The organism is Bacillus sp. B4EP4a (genome assembly GCF_006680105.1).
Taxonomy (GTDB): Bacteria; Bacillota; Bacilli; order Bacillales; family DSM-1321; genus Peribacillus; species Peribacillus simplex_E.
The window spans coordinates 50,548-68,003 of the sequence record NZ_VHIK01000015.1 but is presented as its reverse complement, the minus strand read 5'-3'; the positions used below and the strand labels follow the sequence as shown (position 1 = coordinate 68,003).

The 17,456-nt window shown below is 40.3% G+C and carries 16 protein-coding genes; 8 read left to right on the top strand and 8 right to left on the bottom strand.

The window, feature by feature from the left end:
* Positions 1-29 precede the first annotated feature (29 nt).
* A complete protein-coding gene (locus tag FNK51_RS08270; protein WP_141993017.1) occupies positions 30-884 on the top strand; it encodes a RhaT/GlcU family sugar-proton symporter in 855 nt (284 codons plus the stop codon).
* 15 nt (positions 885-899) lie between these two features.
* A complete protein-coding gene (locus FNK51_RS08265; protein ID WP_141993016.1) occupies positions 900-1,685 on the top strand; it encodes a glucose 1-dehydrogenase in 786 nt (261 codons plus the stop codon).
* A gap of 79 nt (positions 1,686-1,764) precedes the next feature.
* On the opposite strand, the gene FNK51_RS08260 is transcribed toward FNK51_RS08265, so the two are convergent.
* Positions 1,765-2,310, bottom strand: coding sequence for an NADPH-dependent FMN reductase (locus FNK51_RS08260; protein ID WP_096340244.1), 546 nt, complete (start codon positions 2,308-2,310; stop codon positions 1,765-1,767).
* Between the two features lie 118 nt (positions 2,311-2,428).
* The gene (locus FNK51_RS08255) at positions 2,429-3,382 is read right to left on the bottom strand and encodes a bile acid:sodium symporter family protein (protein ID WP_141993029.1); all 954 of its coding nucleotides are present in this window, start codon (positions 3,380-3,382) and stop codon (positions 2,429-2,431) included.
* A 274-nt stretch (positions 3,383-3,656) separates the two neighbouring features.
* Between FNK51_RS08255 and FNK51_RS08250 the strand changes: the two genes are divergently transcribed.
* The 4 genes from FNK51_RS08250 to cobT all read left to right on the top strand — a co-directional run bounded on the left by FNK51_RS08250 (position 3,657) and on the right by cobT (position 6,892).
* Positions 3,657-4,073, top strand: a complete 417-nt coding sequence (locus FNK51_RS08250) for an RrF2 family transcriptional regulator (protein WP_076367661.1) — start codon at positions 3,657-3,659, stop codon at positions 4,071-4,073.
* 114 nt (positions 4,074-4,187) lie between these two features.
* Positions 4,188-4,895, top strand: a complete 708-nt coding sequence (locus FNK51_RS08245) for a nitroreductase family protein (RefSeq protein ID WP_141993015.1) — start codon at positions 4,188-4,190, stop codon at positions 4,893-4,895.
* A gap of 291 nt (positions 4,896-5,186) precedes the next feature.
* Entirely contained in the window at positions 5,187-5,732 is a 546-nt protein-coding gene (gene lepB, locus FNK51_RS08240) for a signal peptidase I (protein WP_141993014.1), read from the top strand.
* 113 nt (positions 5,733-5,845) lie between these two features.
* On the top strand, positions 5,846-6,892 hold the full coding sequence (gene cobT / locus FNK51_RS08235; protein ID WP_098373366.1) for a nicotinate-nucleotide--dimethylbenzimidazole phosphoribosyltransferase: 1,047 nt from the start codon (positions 5,846-5,848) through the stop codon (positions 6,890-6,892).
* Between the two features lie 59 nt (positions 6,893-6,951).
* Here cobT and FNK51_RS08230 read toward each other — a convergent pair whose 3' ends face one another.
* On the bottom strand, positions 6,952-8,352 hold the full coding sequence (locus FNK51_RS08230) for a sigma-54 interaction domain-containing protein (protein WP_377413126.1): 1,401 nt from the start codon (positions 8,350-8,352) through the stop codon (positions 6,952-6,954).
* A gap of 267 nt (positions 8,353-8,619) precedes the next feature.
* On the opposite strand from FNK51_RS08230, the gene FNK51_RS08225 reads away from it, so the two are divergent.
* On the top strand, positions 8,620-10,287 hold the full coding sequence (locus FNK51_RS08225) for an alpha-keto acid decarboxylase family protein (protein WP_286178603.1): 1,668 nt from the start codon (positions 8,620-8,622) through the stop codon (positions 10,285-10,287).
* A 598-nt stretch (positions 10,288-10,885) separates the two neighbouring features.
* On the top strand, positions 10,886-11,089 hold the full coding sequence (locus FNK51_RS08220) for a hypothetical protein (RefSeq protein WP_141993012.1): 204 nt from the start codon (positions 10,886-10,888) through the stop codon (positions 11,087-11,089).
* 296 nt (positions 11,090-11,385) lie between these two features.
* Here FNK51_RS08220 and FNK51_RS08215 read toward each other — a convergent pair whose 3' ends face one another.
* From FNK51_RS08215 to FNK51_RS08195, 5 genes are all read right to left on the bottom strand, one after another.
* A complete protein-coding gene (locus FNK51_RS08215) occupies positions 11,386-12,567 on the bottom strand; it encodes a C40 family peptidase (protein WP_141993011.1) in 1,182 nt (393 codons plus the stop codon).
* A gap of 286 nt (positions 12,568-12,853) precedes the next feature.
* Positions 12,854-13,690, bottom strand: a complete 837-nt coding sequence (locus tag FNK51_RS08210; protein ID WP_141993010.1) for a TIGR03943 family putative permease subunit — start codon at positions 13,688-13,690, stop codon at positions 12,854-12,856.
* 14 nt (positions 13,691-13,704) lie between these two features.
* Complete coding sequence (locus tag FNK51_RS08205) at positions 13,705-14,583, bottom strand: permease (protein ID WP_098373360.1); 879 nt, start codon at positions 14,581-14,583, stop codon at positions 13,705-13,707.
* Positions 14,584-14,939: 356 nt separating this feature from the next.
* Positions 14,940-15,566, bottom strand: coding sequence for a DNA-3-methyladenine glycosylase (locus tag FNK51_RS08200; RefSeq protein WP_141993009.1), 627 nt, complete (start codon positions 15,564-15,566; stop codon positions 14,940-14,942).
* 110 nt (positions 15,567-15,676) lie between these two features.
* A complete protein-coding gene (locus tag FNK51_RS08195) occupies positions 15,677-17,242 on the bottom strand; it encodes an MDR family MFS transporter (RefSeq protein WP_141993008.1) in 1,566 nt (521 codons plus the stop codon).
* Positions 17,243-17,456 lie beyond the last annotated feature (214 nt).

The following is a 17,456-nucleotide window of genomic DNA, read 5'->3' as shown; positions in this document are numbered from 1 at the left end:
GTTTGAACTTACATATATGGGGGTTGTAAATGGATATATTATTAGCTCTCTTGCCGGCATTATTCTGGGGAAGCATCGTTTTATTTAATGTGAAACTCGGGGGTGGACCCTATAGTCAAACACTAGGTACAACGATTGGCGCCTTGATTTTTTCAATTGGTGTTTATATTTTCGCAGATATTAAATTGTCACTCCTGGTGTTTGGAGTCGGAGTCGTATCTGGATTGTTTTGGGCTGTTGGACAAGCTAATCAGCTTAAGAGCATTGATTTAATGGGAGTTTCCAAAACCATGCCAATATCAACAGGATTGCAGCTCATTTCAACCACCTTATTCGGGGTCATAGTTTTTAATGAATGGTCTACAATGAAAGCGATTATTTTAGGCGTTTTGGCTTTAGTCTTCATTATTATAGGAATCGTCTTGACCTCCTTGGAAGATAAAGAATCGAAAGAGGGCAAGTCGGGAAACTTGAAGAAAGGAATTGTTATTCTCCTCATCTCGACATTCGGTTATTTGGTTTATGTGGTCGTAGCCCGTCTTTTTGACGTTGACGGGTGGTCAGCGTTGTTCCCTCAAGCGATAGGGATGGTGCTAGGCGGTCTGTTATTGACTTTTAAACATAAACCGTTTAACAAATATACGATTCGCAATATCATTCCGGGATTGATATGGGCTGCAGGGAATATGTTTTTATTCATATCCCAGCCCCGTGTGGGAGTGGCTACTAGTTTTTCCCTTTCGCAAATGGGCATAGTCATCTCAACTATTGGCGGGATCATCATTTTACGTGAAAAGAAAACGAAGCGTCAACTAATTGGAATTGTAATTGGAATAATCTTGATCATCATAGCTGGGATTATGCTCGGGTTGGCAAAAAGTTAATTGGAGGGTGATTAAATGTATACAGATTTAGAGGGTAAGGTCGTTGTTATAACGGGTTCATCCACTGGTTTAGGAGAAGCGATGGCCATTCGCTTTGCTAAGGAAAAGGCAAAGGTCGTGGTTAATTATCGTACTAAATTAGAGGAAGCAGATAGTGTAATGGAAGAAATCAAAACAAATGGTGGGGAAGCCATTGCAGTAAAAGGCGATGTCACCATTGAAGAAGATGTCATTAACCTTGTCCAATCAGCGATAAATAATTTCGGGAAACTCGATATATTCATCAATAATGCAGGAATTGAAAATCCGGTTCCATCTCACGAGATGCCGTTAAGCGACTGGAATAGGGTAATCAATACCAATCTAACCGGAAATTTCCTAGGTTGCCGTGAAGCTATCAAGTATTTTGTCGAGAACGATATTAAAGGGAATGTTATAAACATGTCCAGTGTACATGAGATGATTCCCTGGCCTTTATTTGTTCACTATGCGGCAAGCAAGGGCGGGGTGAAGCTGCTTACGGAAACCCTGGCTCTTGAATATGCACCAAAAGGGATCCGTGTGAACAGCATTGGTCCTGGAGCCATCGCCACGCCAATAAATGCCGACAAGCTTGAAGATCCCGAAAAGAAAAAAGATCTTGAAAGCATGATTCCGATGGGGTATATCGGAAAGCCTGAAGAAATTGCTGCGGTTGCTGCATGGCTGGCATCTTCAGAATCCAGTTATGTAACGGGCATCACTCTATTCGCTGACGGAGGAATGACAAAATACCCTGCATTTCAAGCGGGAAGAGGATGAATTTAGTTTAATTCCTCTTTTATGATGCAACAAGAATCCCAGCAGGATCATTCCTGCTGGGATTCTTGTTAAAAAAGCATTAACGAGTGTGATGATTATACCAGCTAATGAAGTTATCGACGACCGTATCGATAAACTGGACAGTCGACTCATGTGTAAGCCTGCCTTCGTTATCGATTTTGTCATGCACTGCACCAACATATACTTCATTTCCGGGAAGGAGCGGGGAGGAGATGCCTAATGCGAATAGGATCTCACGCAAATGCAATTGAGCTTTAACCGTTCCTAATTGCCCCATTGACGCACCCATGATCCATGAAGGTTTGCCGATCAAGACTTTATCGACACGTGATAACCAATCGATTGCATTGCCCAATACGCCTGGAATCGTACCATTGTATTCAGGTGTTACCCACAAGACTGCATCTGCTTCGGCCACTTTGCTTTTAAATTCTTTTACAACTAATGGAGGGTCATTTTCAATATCTTGATCATAAAAAGGTAAATCCCGAATGTTCAAGATTTCGAGATCAAACCGATCTTGATATCTAGTTTGAATATATTTTGCTAGCTTAAGGTTGTAAGACTCTTTACGAATACTTCCCACTATTGCAACAACTTTCATCTTCAATACCTCCAAGGATTTGTAATGGATAATCATGTAAATATGTTCCACTTACCTATTATAATTGGAATATAAATGAAAGGGAAAAAGGATGCTTGAGAAATAATCATTCTGCGGATCACCCTTCATTCATACCACGGTGAAAATGCTTTTCCATGACATAGCCAAAAAAGGAGGCAAGCATTTGTTGAAATAGCATGCCAAGTACAACGGGAACAGCGACGGCAGCAGGGAAATAGGCGGTTGCAAGAACGGCTCCAGCACTGATGTTCCGCATCCCCCCTGTAAATGTCAAGGTGATGATATCCTCCTTATCCCATCTTAAATATGCACCGACCATCCAAGAAAGGGCATACCCTGAAGCAGCTATGAACAAAACCAGGAAGGCCATGATCATTAATTTCTTATCGAAATGGGTTAAGTAAGGAGCGATTTTTGAACTGTTCAATATGACTACGATTCCAACGCTTATCTTGGAAAATGGAGCTAAGCGGGGGGAAAGTGTAGATTGTATTTTCCCTTTTGTAGCCTGATTCAAGAACAAGGCAAGCATGGAGGGAAGAACGACCATTCCGATTAATCCTTTCACAATCGACCCCAAATCCATTTCGATCGAACCGCCTCCAAAAAGGGAAACACTGTAAGGAACGATGAATGGTGAGAGTAGGGTGTCGATCAAGATAATGGTTAGGGCAAGTATGGCATTCCCATTATAAATGGATACCCAGATCATACTGGTGACACCGGTTGGTATCACTACAGCCAGGACTAGGCCGGTAATTGTGAAGGCATCACCATGAAACACTAAGTGGCCGAGACCAAAAGCCCAAATAGGCATGAGCATATGAAGGATGAGCAATACTATGAAAACAGGTAAAGGGTGGGTGACAGCCTGTTGCAAAGATTTAAAGTTGGAGCCTAAACTTCCGGAAAATGTTATGAAGGCGAATATCCATGGAACAAGAAAAGTGTAATCCATTAGATGTTCGGCCAATAGTACCCCAATCACCACGCTTAACGGTGTGATGAGAGGCATGATTTTATCCATTTGTTCATTTATTGATTTCAGCATCATTCATTCACTTCCTGAGCTATTCTATTAAGTAAGTTTACCATATTCCTAAAGAAATAATTTGTAAGACAAGTAATTTGTCTATTTATTTTTTTGTATTTTTTAAAAATGATGAAAAGCATGTATTGGAAGGATAGATTTGGTGAGGGATTCATCGTTCCAAAAAGGGTTTTCCCGGTTGTGTTCATTAAAAAGAGATTTTGGCAGGTTTGTTCGATGCAACGTTGTATATTCATCGAAAAATAGTTTAAAGTAGAGGGGAGAGGTGAAAGAAATGTCAGAAAAGGTTTCCAGTATAATGTGGTTTAGTCTTGCAGTACAAGCCCTGCTTGTTCTTGCTGATCATGATGGATTATGCAATAGTAATAAATTGGCTGATAAGCTTGATTCGGAGTCCGGCTTTCTTAGAAAAATATTAAGTAATTTAGTGAAGGCAGGGCTGATTCAAGCAAAGGAAGGCAGGGATGGGGGATATTCACTTGCCAAAAATCCCGAACAAATCATTCTTGCAGATATATACGCTGCAATTAAATCCGAACCTTTTTCAAAGGGCTTTCTTGATGTGAATGATAAGAAATGCTTTCAACCATCTTCACGCGAAGCTTTATGCGGTTTAAAAAACGAGATGGAGAGCTGGATTATACAAGGCTTGGAGCAGAAAACGATTGCTGATTTACTTTCGAAATCTTAATGTGAAAAGCGAAACTGACATGGTTTCGTTTTTCTTAAACTGTATTTGACAAAAGAACAGTATGAGTTATATACTGTTCCTGTATTAATTACAGTTAAATGGAGGTCATTATAAATGACAAAAAATATAATGAGTAAAGAAGAGTACCTAAATAAATCGAAAGAATTGAATATACCGCTTGAAAAGCCCAAAGTCCTTAATGATACGGACTTCATTACGGTAGCAAAAGAACGGAGATCTGTTCGCCAGTACGATGCTGAATACGTGATGACTGAAGAGGAAATTCGCGAAATCCTGGATATTGCGATTCAAGCACCGTCTTCTTCCAACTTACAGCCATGGAGATTCCTTGTGATTCAAGATAAGCAAACCCAACAAGAATTGCTCCCAATCGCCAATAACCAACAACAAGTCGTCGATGCATCTGCTGTCATTGCCGTTTTAGCTGATATAGAAGGTTACAAAAATGCAGAGAAGATTTATGGTGAATTAGTCAATAAAGGGATCATGAAGAATGAAATCAAAGAGCCATATGTAGCCTCTATTCTGCATAATTACGGAAACTTTTCCGCTGAAAAGGCTTTAAGTGTAGCCATGATTGACGGTGGCTTGGTTTCCATGCAGATCATGTTAGCTGCAAAAGCAAAAGGATACGATACAGTCCCAATGGGTGGGTTCGATGAAGCCAAATTTGTGGATGCATTCAATGTACCGGAAAACTTCAAACCTGTCATGTTAATTTCCATTGGAAAAGGAACTAAAGCAGGCTTTGAAAAAGTCCGTTTGCCACTTGATACTGTATTAACTTGGAACAAATACTAAGTTTTGGAACAATATTTGTACTATGTTAAAAGGATAGCTAAAACTCGCTATCCTTTTTTTCATGATTTGCTCTCTACTCCTTTTATTAAAAATGATTATTCTCGCAAGCGATAAAAGGATATGTTACAATTTTTCCAGATATTTCTTTTGGAATATCTCTTCTAAAAATCACCGACGGCAAACTTAAGCATAAGGGATAAACAGTGCTAAAGAATTGTTTTTGGCGCGCCAGCCAAAAATACAGCAATTATCGTTGATTTAGCCGTTCACAATGGATTGGAGGGAGTCCTTATGAAGAATATGAAAAGTGAAGTGTTCTCGTGGTTGAAATCTATCTTATTCGCTTTAATGATCGTATTCATTTGCCAACAGTTTTTATTTACACCAGTTACAGTAAAAGGTGAATCAATGGAGCCGACTTATGAAAATGATGACCGGATAGTGGTAGCTAAAATCGGAAAGCCGGAGCGCTTCGATATGGTCGTATTTTATGCTCCGGACGCGGAAGAGAATTATATAAAAAGGGTGATCGGTTTACCAGGTGACAGCGTTGAAATGAAAGATGATATCTTATATATCAATGGGAAAAAGTATACAGAACCATATTTGAAAATAAAAAAAGGGGAAATTCCACCTGAAGAAAATCTGACGGAGAATTTTACCTTGAGTGATTTACTTGGGAAATCCAGGGTACCTGCCGGTCATTTATTTGTCATGGGGGATAATCGAAGGAATAGTTGGGATGGAAGAAGATTTGGTTTTATTTCTGAAAAATCACTAATGGGCAAAGTGAAATTTCGTATCTACCCATTAAATGAAATGGGAGTGCCGAAGTAAATAGAAAGCCAAGAGGATAATTATATAGACTAAGTTGTATTTATAGCAGATGATGGATAAGAACCTTTTCCTGTGGTTAAGGTTTTTCATTTTGGATTGTGGGGGGTATACATATGACGAATGGGTTAGCTGCCATCTCCATCCCGATGCTGGATGAAGAAATGGGACGGCAGGTTAAAGGACATGTTGATTCACTGACCGTTCCTCAGGGAAGCTTAGGAAGGCTTGAAGAATGGATAATCGAACTGGCCAAGATGACAGGAGAGGCATTTCCGGACATTTCGAAACCGGGGGTGATCGTGTTTGCGGCCGACCATGGAATTACGGAAGAAGGTATTTCGGCTTATCCAAAAGAAGTGACGGAACAAATGGCACTTAATTTCCTGAATGACGGTGCTGCCATCAATGTATTAAGCCGCGCGATAGATGCTTACTTGGACATTGTCGATATAGGGATCGATGCAGATATCGAAGCACCAGGGTTAACTTCTAGAAAAGTCCGCAATGGAACTAGAAACTTTTATAAGGAAGAGGCGATGACAAAGGAAGAAGTAATTCAAGCGCTTGAAATTGGATATGACCGTGCACAGAAAATGATTGCCCGTGGTGCGAACTGCCTGATTCTTGGTGAAATGGGAATCGGAAATACGACTTCCAGTACCGCCATCATCTCCATCGTAAGCGGGAAAAGCGTCGAATCACTAGTGGGGCAGGGAACAGGATTGAAGTCAGAAGGCATTTTACATAAGCGAAGAATAATTGAAGAAGCGATTTCATTAAGAAATCCTAATCCTGATGATCCAATCAATATTTTGATGAAAATCGGCGGGTTCGAAATTGCAGGTATGGCAGGGGCCATGCTCTCTGCAGCGAATAACCGTATTCCCATTCTTGTTGATGGTTTCATTACAACCACGGCTGCTGTATTGGCAAACCTGATTTCCGGACGTGCAGCTGATTATATGTTTGTTGGACATCGATCTGCAGAACCTGGTCATAGAACGGCCATAGAACTGCTTGGCAAGGAGCCGATCCTCGATGTGGGAATGAGAATCGGGGAAGGAACAGGGGCTGCCCTGTCATACCCCATCCTTAAGGCAGCGACATTGGTCATTAAAGAAATGGCAACATTTGAATCTGCAGGCGTGTCAAATAAGTAAGAAATAGGAGACCTTCATTGCGATGGTCTCCTATTTTTATGGTTTCTTTCAGTTCCCTTTTACTTAATGGGCAGATGACCTTTATATTTCTTCATTTTCCTGACGACGGAAGGCTGGCTGATCCCTAAGAATTTAGCCATTTCATATGTGGACTTACATTTTTTACTCGCTTTCATCATCATCCATTTTTCCACTTGCTCGAGGGCGGTATTGAGATCACTATCATCAACCATCATATCGTCAATCATTAGGGTATCATCTATTTTCTCAAAAGATTCTTGTCCATGGAAATGGGAGGGGAGAAAGCCAGGGAAAATTATGGAGTCTTCCGAGGTCAAAATGAGCCGTTCAATCAGGTTTTCCAATTCACGCACGTTTCCTGACCATTTATGCTGAATCAGTATTTCGTAAGTGGAAGGGTGCAATTTCTTATCTGACTTGTATTTCTTGTTGATGATTTCGAGATTATGATTGATTAAGATGGCAATATCATCCTTTCTTTCTCGTAATGGCGGTATTTGGATGGGAATCACATTTAAGCGATAATACAAATCGAGCCTGAATGTTCCCTTTTCCACCATTTCTTCAAGGTTTTGATTGGTTGCCGTTACAAGCCGAAAATCTATCTTATGCTCTTTTTTTCCGCCCACCCTTTTAAAAGTCTTCTCTTGCAGGACATTTAATAATTTCACTTGCATATCCAGCGGAAGCTCACCGATTTCATCCAGAAATAAGGTTCCGTTATCTGCTTGTTCTACTAGCCCTTGTTTCCCCTGCTTCTGCGCTCCGGTGAAGGATCCCGCTTCATACCCAAACATTTCAGATTCAAAAAGACTTTCTGGGATGGTACTGCAGTTGACTTCGATGAAGGGCTCTTTGCTGCGGTAACTCTGATTGTGCAGCCTGCGGGCGAATACGCTCTTCCCTACACCGGATTCACCAAGAAGCATGACTGTCGCATCCGTTTTGGAAACACGGTGTATCGTTTTGGCGATTTGCCGCATTTCCTTGCTGCGATAGATCAGCTCCTCCTGTTCTCTAAGTTCCTCGACCTCCGATTGGTATTCTTGAATCTTTTTCTCCAATTGACCGTACTGATCCTGGAGGTTCCTGATTTCAGTTTGATCTTGGGCATAGCTGACGACACGAATCAATTCACCATCTTCATCAAAGATGGGATAGGCAGTAGACATGACGATTTTTCCCGTCTTCGTATGCTGCATGATCTGGACAGGTGTTTTCTCTTTCAATACCATCGCGGAAATCGAAGGTGAAAGGATTCCTTCCGTTTCGAGCTGGTAAACGGATTTTCCAAGATAATGTTCTGGTTCGATTCCATATATCCACCAATGGTTAGGATTCGTGAATAAAATGAATCCTTTTTCATCGGTCACGGTAATATTATTATTGGATGTGTTGATGATGCATTCCAAAACTCTTTTGACATTGTTATCACTCATCATTTTCCCCCTTATCCACTGTTCCCGTGATTCAAATATAAATCAAAAATAGAGGTGGAATCAAGAATTTTCAGAAATTTCGATTTGGAATTGAATCATTTTTTATAAGAACCCTGCCTGAGATAGTCTCACTCACTTCATTCATCAAAGCTAAAACTAGAGTAATAGAGTAGCGAACCCACCTTAAGTATATGGATATTTACGGTTAACCTACTTATGTTTGGGTATAAATAAAGTAGAGAGTAATCGATTGAAGGAGTGATTGACTTGGCTGAAAAAAGGACCTTGGGACAATATTTATACAACTGCTTAAAAGCAGAAGGTATTACAGAGATTTTTGGTGTGCCTGGAGACTATAATTTCTCATTGCTAGATACTTTGGAAGATTACGATGGGATTGAGTTTATTAATGGACGAAATGAACTCAATGCAGGATACGCTGCGGACGCTTATGCCCGTGTGAAGGGAATTTCGGCACTCATCACCACTTTTGGTGTCGGTGAAATGAGCGCATGTAATGCAATCGCTGGCGCGTACAGTGAAAATGTGCCGCTCATACATATTGTCGGCTCGCCAAAGTCCATGATGCAACAGGATAAGGAGCTTGCCCATCATACGTTAATGGACGGAGATTTTGATGTTTTCCGTAAGGTTTATGAGCATATCACCAGTTATACGGCAATTCTTACCCCGGAAAACGCAGCTAGGGAGATACCGGCTGCAATCAGAATCGCGAAAGAAAAGAAAAAGCCCGTTTATTTGGTAGTGGCCATCGATCTTGTTGAAAAACCGTTGCTTTCTCACGGTGAGACTTCTGAAAATATGGCCAAAATGAATGTCGATGCGCTGCAGTCAGCAGTGCAGCATATAAAAGGGTTGTTAGAACATGTAAACAAAGCGGTTCTGCTTGTCGATGTGAAAACACTTCGTTATAACTTGCAGAAACCCGTAATGCAGCTCGCTGAGAGGTTAAATATTCCAGTTGCTTCGTTAATGCAGGGAAAAAGCGGGTTTGATGAGAGCCATCCCCAGTATATTGGTGTATACGGCGGAGCTTTCGGAAGTAAGGATGTAACTCAGACTGTTGAAGAAGCGGATTTCATCATAGCCGTTGGAGCTGTTTGGTCAGACGTCAATACATCCAAAGGTACAGCAAAGCTTAACCCGTTGAAAATGGTGGAAATTCAACCTGACACATTAAAAGTGGGGGAAGCCAGTTATATGAATGTCAGGGGGGAGGAAATTATAACTGCGCTCCAGGACATTGGTTACCGGCAGAACGAATCTGTTGGAAACATCTCATTTCCGTATGACACAATGGTGGAAGACCCATCAGCACCACTGAAAGCGGCTTCCTATTATCCTCGAATTCAGCAAATGTTAAAAGAAAATGACATTGTGGTCACGGAAACAGGAACATTCTCTTATGGCATGTCACAGGTCAGGTTGCCGAAAGGGGCGACCTACATAGCCCAGGGAGGCTGGCAAAGCATCGGATATGCCACGCCCGCAGCTTTGGGTGCTTGTATAGCGGATAGAAACCGACGTGTTCTATTGTTTACCGGGGACGGCTCGATACAGCTGACAGCACAGGAAATAAGCTCGATGCTGGAGAACGGCTGCAAGCCCATCGTGTTTATTCTCAACAATAACGGTTACACGATAGAAAAATTCTTGAACGTAAAAGTCGATATAGAAAAACAGAAATACAACGAGATACCAGAGTGGGATTATACAAAATTGGCTGAAGCGTTTGGTCAAGAGGCATTTACAGCAAGAGTCGAGACGAATGGTGAACTGGATGATGCCATTACAAATGCTCAGAACGCCGATAACCTTTGCCTCATAGAATTGGTCGTGAAAGATCAAATGGATGCCCCGGAATATTTACAAAAAATGAGGCAGTATCTTGAAAAGCAAGAGAAACTAAAGTAATGCCATGTTCAAAATGCTCTCACGCTGAACCATGTTTTAAAAGAAAACTGGTTATCTTTCATGATTTTTTGAGGGTTTGTTAAGGATTCGGAACGGTCTAATCCCGAAAACTGATTTTAAAACAATACTTATGATATACTTTATGGTTTTTTACTGTAATCCTTATTGGATTGAAGAAATATGCGACACTCCTGCCGAATAACTGGCTAGCCAAGACCCCACAGGCGCTTGCTTTGATGTGGCTTGGCAGACAGTCGGCGGAAAGGGAGCGGATTTCTGAAATCAAGCTGGAACGTTTTTTAAAGAAAGGTCTTCTGTTATGAAGGCCTTTTTTTTGTTGGTATAGATACCGTACTTACGATATATCTATACGGCCCGATCAAGGACAAGAGTGGCAAGTTGAAAAAGTAATCAGGATATACCCAGAATGATAATACCAATATTGGTCACTGGCATTTCAAAATTGAAACCGAGAATTTTGAAATTAAGAGTAATATGAAAATGTCACGAAGTAATAGGGAAAATATCTATTTTTCCTAAGTAGAGAAAACCATTCTTTTTACGGTCGGCCATTTCTGTAGATAAGGGGGCATAAAAAATGCGTAAAAATTTATCATTAGCGCGGTTAATAGAATCGAATAAAGAAAATCTCAACAATAATCAGCTATTCATAGATTATATTGAAGAAAAAGTTCATAAAAAGCAAGTGGAAATGCAGGATAGACATGTGACAAAACAGGCAGGTGATGATGATGTTATTAAGAAAAGCTTGGTTCTTACAACAAACGATTGTCTATCATAGAAAAAAGAAGGATGAAATAGCCCAACGAAAGGAATTATCAAGCTTGGAAGGAGTCCGTGTCAGTAATCAACTTAATTATGCGATTGTGGAAATGCAAAGGTTAATGCGCGAGTGAGGATGGATTCCAAAAAGATAATGAGAATGGCTATAAGCCATAATATCAGTTGGCGGCTATTTGACATTATAATACGCAAAAAAGCGTGTATGATAGTTTATCAATACAAGCTTTTTTGCTCTTTTATCAAGGCCTATAGAGTTAATTTTTTAGCCATCAATCGGTTATTGCCATCAATCATTTAGTTAAGTACACGAACTGCCTTTACAAAGCTAGGTCCCCAGTAAGAACTGTTGATGTTAGCGTAGGATACACCTTTAGATGTAGAAGCATTCAGCATTTGACCGTTACCGGCATAAATTCCCACATGATTGATTACACCATCATTATTGGTATCGAAAAATACTAAATCCCCTTTTTGGAGGGATTTTGAAGATACAACTGTACCAACGTGTGATTGTGCCACTGAATTTCGAGGCAAGGAAACACCTGCACTTTGGAATGCCCTTAATGTGAATGAAGAGCAATCAAATACATCAGTGCGTGAAGTGCTCGCACCGTAAACATACCTGGCTCCCATATATTTAGCGCCAGCAGCCAAAACTTGATCCGCCTTGGTCGATTTGGACGGTTTTTTAATTGCAGATGCCGAGGCTTTCCCGGAAACCCGGATGGATTGGCCGATACGAATACGATTTGAATTGGAAATATTAGGGTTCATTTTAAGTAGGGCACTAAGGGAAAGGTTATATCTTTTAGAGATTGTTGAAAAGGTATCCCCTAATTTAACCACATAAACTTCTGTTGTATTTTTACTATTATTCGAACTCGTATAGTTGTTAAGGGTATTAACCTTCAAGACCTGGCCGGGAAAAATAAGGTTACTAGTCAAATTGTTTTTAGACTTTAATTGTTTGACAGTCATATTATTGACTCTAGCAATTTTATCCAGGGTGTCACCGGATTTGACCTTATATGTAGCATTAGAAGGACTGTTTTTAGCCGTAGAGCTAGATACAGGGGCTTTTCCGGAAACCCGGATGGCTTGGCCAATATAAATTCGATCCGAATTAGAAATATCAGTGTTTAATTTAAGCAGAGCACTAAGGGAAAGGTTATATTTTTTAGCGATTTTTGATAAAGTATCCCCGAGTTTAACCACATATTTTTCGGTTTTATCTATATTTTTATCTGTATGGTTGTTAAGGTTATTAACCTTCAAGACTTGGCCGGGAAAAATAAGGTTACTAGTCAAATGGTTTTGAGATTTTAATGCTTGGACAGTTGTATGATTAGCTTTAGAGATTTCATCAAGGCTGTCCCCTGATTTAACTTGATAAGAACCAGCATAAGCGGAAGTGCCTGCCACTAAGGTACCTATAATAGTTCCTGCAAGAATGAAAGAGTTTTTAGAATTGTTCATTTAGGAAAGTTCCTCCTGATGTGGTAAAAAAATATGTAACATTTATATTATAAGGGTATGGAATATAAAAAACATGACCCATATAAATAAAATTAAACTTTTTCGTCATTTTTCAGGTAATCTTGCTACAGGGAAATGGGGTTTTATGGGATTCAGGTGGAGTGTAAGAGGGCCATACTGTAATTTCGCATAAATGGATAAAAAGAGCATTTCATAAAATGGAAGTTTGAGGTAATTAAAAAGAAAGGTAAGTATAGCATATCCTTACCTTTCCATGATTCATTTTTTAATATTGTCTATAAACGTAGGGATCATTCGGTTCAGCGATTTTACTATGTGATGATACTTTGAGCAGGGGAATGGTTTTCTTGAATGGCTGATAATAAATGGATTCCAATTCACCTGTCACGGAATACCACTCATCATTTTTAGGATGCATTCCTTCAGGAAATTCGATTAGCATACCGAATACCCCAGAGTCCGCGACACAGTGAATGACCCCAAAACGAAACAGGAATGCCTGGTTTTTGGCTAGCTCATTTGAATTGTACGTAAATCCGGTTAACGTTATTTGCTTGCCAGTGAACTTTCCAGGAGAGTAATAGATGGCTTCTAAATCGTTTAGATAGTTTTCATCTGTTAATTGAAGACTATCACGATCAACCAAGCCTTTGAGAGAGTTATCCATTAAAGTTAAATAGTCATCCTTGCCATAATAAAGACTCGTATCCGGCTGCAGGAATTGATGCTGGCTATATTCATCCGAGTCTTCATATACCGGGAAATGAAATCCTTTTTTTTCTACAATATTGGAGTCCATAGTGGCAACAGGCAAAAAGAGACCGGTTAAAATGGGAATGAAGAATAGGAAATAAGTAAGGTTCCTTTTCCATTTCTTATTTTCCTGGGAGTGATCATGTCCACACTGACAATCAACACATTCTTCTTGATCATCTTCCTTAAAATATAAGTAAGATCCCATTAACGTGAATATTGCCAGTATATAGATGGCAATCTGTGAAACATATGAATATTCCATATTAATGTATTTAGATATATTCCCTGAGGCGTGTAAATGCATGAATAAAAAAGTAAGTCCAAGTAATATGAATAATCTTCCCATATAAAACACCCTCTTTAAGAAATAAACAATAAAGTTAGGCCTAAGACGGAAATAAATATATAGGCCATCAAACATAAAACGAATTTTGTTTTGAAGGTACCTAAAAGCATGATCGTATTTTTAATATCAAACATGGCCCCAAATACAAGAAAAGCAACTAGTGAAGAGGGCGAGAAGGTACTTCTAAAAGAACTTGCAACAAAGGCGTCCGCTTGGGAACACAAGGACATGACATAGGACAAAGCCATCATGACTGCATTCCCGGATAGTTTTCCTTGACCGATTTCAAGCAATAGGGATGTTTTCAAAAAGGTTTGAATGGCAGCTGCCAGCAATGCACCAATGATTAAGTATTTTCCAACAGAAAAGAATTCTTCAATCGAGTGTTTGAACATCCCCGTTATTTTGTCTTTAAAAGTAAGTTTATGGTGATGTATATGTTCGATATGTTCCTGTTTAAGCTGATTTGTCTTAAATTGAAAAGACAGGATGCATGCAATGATCAGGACGACCGCGAATGCAATTCCGCCACGATAGAAAACCATGCTCCAGCTATTACCAAACGCTATATAGGTGGAAAACAGGACGATCGGATTGAGTATGGGTGCAGAAAGCATAAAGGCAATGGCCGCTGAAAGAGGAACCCCTTTAGCGATCAAACGGCGGGTAATCGGGACGATCCCGCACTCGCAGGCAAGAAAAAAGACTCCTGCACCTATTGCGGATAGAACAGATAAGATCGGATTTTTCGGAATGATTTTTGCAATCATCTCTTCTGACACAAACATTTGGATAATTCCAGATATAAGGACTCCCAGTAAAATGAAGGGAAGGGATTCAATTAGGATACTAATAAAAATTGTATTCATTTGCAAAAGAGCCTGAACGTTCATCATAAACCACCTTCCATATTGCTGACTTAACTATATTAGGTTCGTAATAGATGGAAGTCAATTTATTATTACTGGGGGAATATGCGGGAAGTTGAATGGGTAAGGAAATTATGGAAATTGAACTATGGGATATTAAGGGGACTTGAATAATCTAATGTATAAGTTTGGCAGAAATTAAGTATTACTTCAATTTAAGCCTTGTTCCTTTTAAGGCTATGGTTGTCATTAGCAATATTCATAATACTTTCATACACGACTCTTGATATGGATTTCGGGATGCTTACGGACAAAGTAAAATCCCCTCTAAGTTGTGTAACATACCCAGAATTTACACAGTTCACTTAGATGGGATATAATCATGGTTTATTTTTCGGCACAGCTTTATTAATTAGGTTTTTACGGGATATAAACGGATTGTCGGTAACCCAGAAACGCCAAGGATAATCTTTTGCTGCCCCGGAGTTGTCGATTCCGACGCGGGGGCCGCTGGATATGTGTTCAGGCATTTTTCCGGCAGCAAGATATAGCGGGGGATCTGTAAAAGATCGACCATAATCATCCATGGTGATGTCTAGTGCCTTTGTTAGCTTTCCAGGTCCATCAGTCCATTTACGTATATCGGCAATTCCGCGTCTTTCATGCATTAGCTCAAGCCCGGAATACGGTTCAACTGCCCGGATTAAAATTGCCTCCGGATTTTCAGGCCCGCCGCTTACGACATTGACCAGTGTATGTGTGTGCATGACGTATGTATATATCAATCCGGAATTACCGAACATCACTTCCGTCCGTTTTGTCCTTCTATTTCCAAAACTATGTGCGGCCCTGTCCCCAGGTCCAATATAGGCCTCTGTTTCAACAATGAATCCAGAAGCGGTTCCATTCGCTGTTTCTTTTACAATGAGGCAGCCAAGAAGGGATTTTGCCAGTTCAAGCGTGGGCCGCTGATAAAAATCCGCAGGTAAAATTGAATGGTTTATCATAGTATCACTCCATTTAGTCTCATACAGGTAAAATTCCCTTATCAATGAAAAAGAAACATGAAGGAATTAAAAAGGCCGGCTGAATATATCAGCCGGTCCCGAGCATATTTTTAGCCTAACTCTTTTTCCGATTCTTGATCTTTTTTGATTCGTCCTGAACCCACGGAAAGTGCCACTAATATCCCCGCGGAAACAAAAAAGATACCGGTGATGAAAACACTGGAGAATGCATCGATCCAAGCATTTTCAATCGTTTTTACAAGGACATTGCTGACTTCTGCCGGCATTTTAAGGTTTTCCGGATAAAGCATGATGTTGAATAACGCATCCGTTTTATCGGCTAATGCTTTCAGTGCTTCATGCAACATAGGGTCCTTTTGGCTTACGACCGCATCATCCATATTTTGCTGGAGATTGTGATTCATGACAGCGTTCAAAATTGTGATGCCCATCGTTCCTCCTATAGATCGGAAGAATGTGGAAGCCGCTGTAACCGACCCTAGCTGGGATTTTGGAAACTCGTTTTGAACGGCAATCATCAATGTCGGCATGACAAGACCCATACCTATTCCAAGGATGGCCATGAATGAGTACGCAGTGAAAATAGTCGTACTGCCGTCCATCATGCTCATTAGGAAGAAGCCAAGCGTTGCAAAGGCCATTCCAAAGGTAAGCACGGTACGAAAACGGAATTTCAATAGTAACCGCCCGCCAATGATGCTGGAAAGAATCATACCGATCATCATCGGAGTCATGGTCGACCCCGCTTTTGTTGGTGAAACTCCCAGTACGCCTTGCATGAACAGCGGGACGAACATGATTGCCCCGAACATGCCAAGGCCAAGCAGGAATCCCAAAATATTCGTGGTGGAAAAAACTCTATTTTTAAAAAGGGATAAATCAAGGATCGGTTCGACTGCTCTTCTTTCAAAAATGATGAATAGGGCAATGAAGACAATGGTGCTGCCGAAAATCAAGAGAGATTCCAGTGATAACCATTCGAATTTATCACCACCGAAGGTCAAGCCCAGCAGTAACAGCACAATACCAGGAATCAAGGTGAAAATCCCCAGATAATCGATATTCACTTTCTCTGCTTTCCTTATGGCTTCATGTTTCAATCCTACATAAATCAAAATGGCAGATAGTAAGCCCGTCGGTACATTGATCAAAAAGATCCAATGCCAGCTTATATGGTCAACGATCAGGCCGCCCAGAAAAGGACCAATGACGGAACTTAAACCAAAAAGGGCTCCAAATACACCCTGCCATTTGGCTCTTTGTTCGGCAGAGAATATATCGCCGATTATCGTTTGGGATAAAGGCATGATCATCCCGCCGCCGATTCCCTGCAGCCCTCTATAAATAATCAATTGCTCCATCGAAGTGGCTGTGGCACATAAAAACGAACCAATCGTAAAAATGATCGTACCAAGCAGATAAAGGGAACGTCTGCCATATAAATCAGATAGCTTTCCAACAATGGGTACAACAGTCGTTGAGGCTATTAAATAGGCAGTCGTCACCCATGCAAAGATAGTAAAACCATTCAATTCGCCGATAATTGTCGGCATGGCCGTACCGACGATCGTCTGTTCCAATGAACTGAAAAACATTCCAATGATCAATCCTGTTAAAACTAGCTTGGTATTGACCGCTTTTTTTTCCATTTGCATACGATTTCTCCATTCCTGGAACTGTATTCCTTATCCGTTTTGTGACTGATAGGTCAAAATTATAAATCCGAAATGACCATTTAGTCAACGGTTTTTTCGCTGAAAATTTCAATTGCATGAAGGTGGATATCAAGATTCATCCATAACAATTAAGTAATTCGACCAGAAACCACCAAATCCTTCCTGATTAATATCTCCAACGTGTTTCCATTTA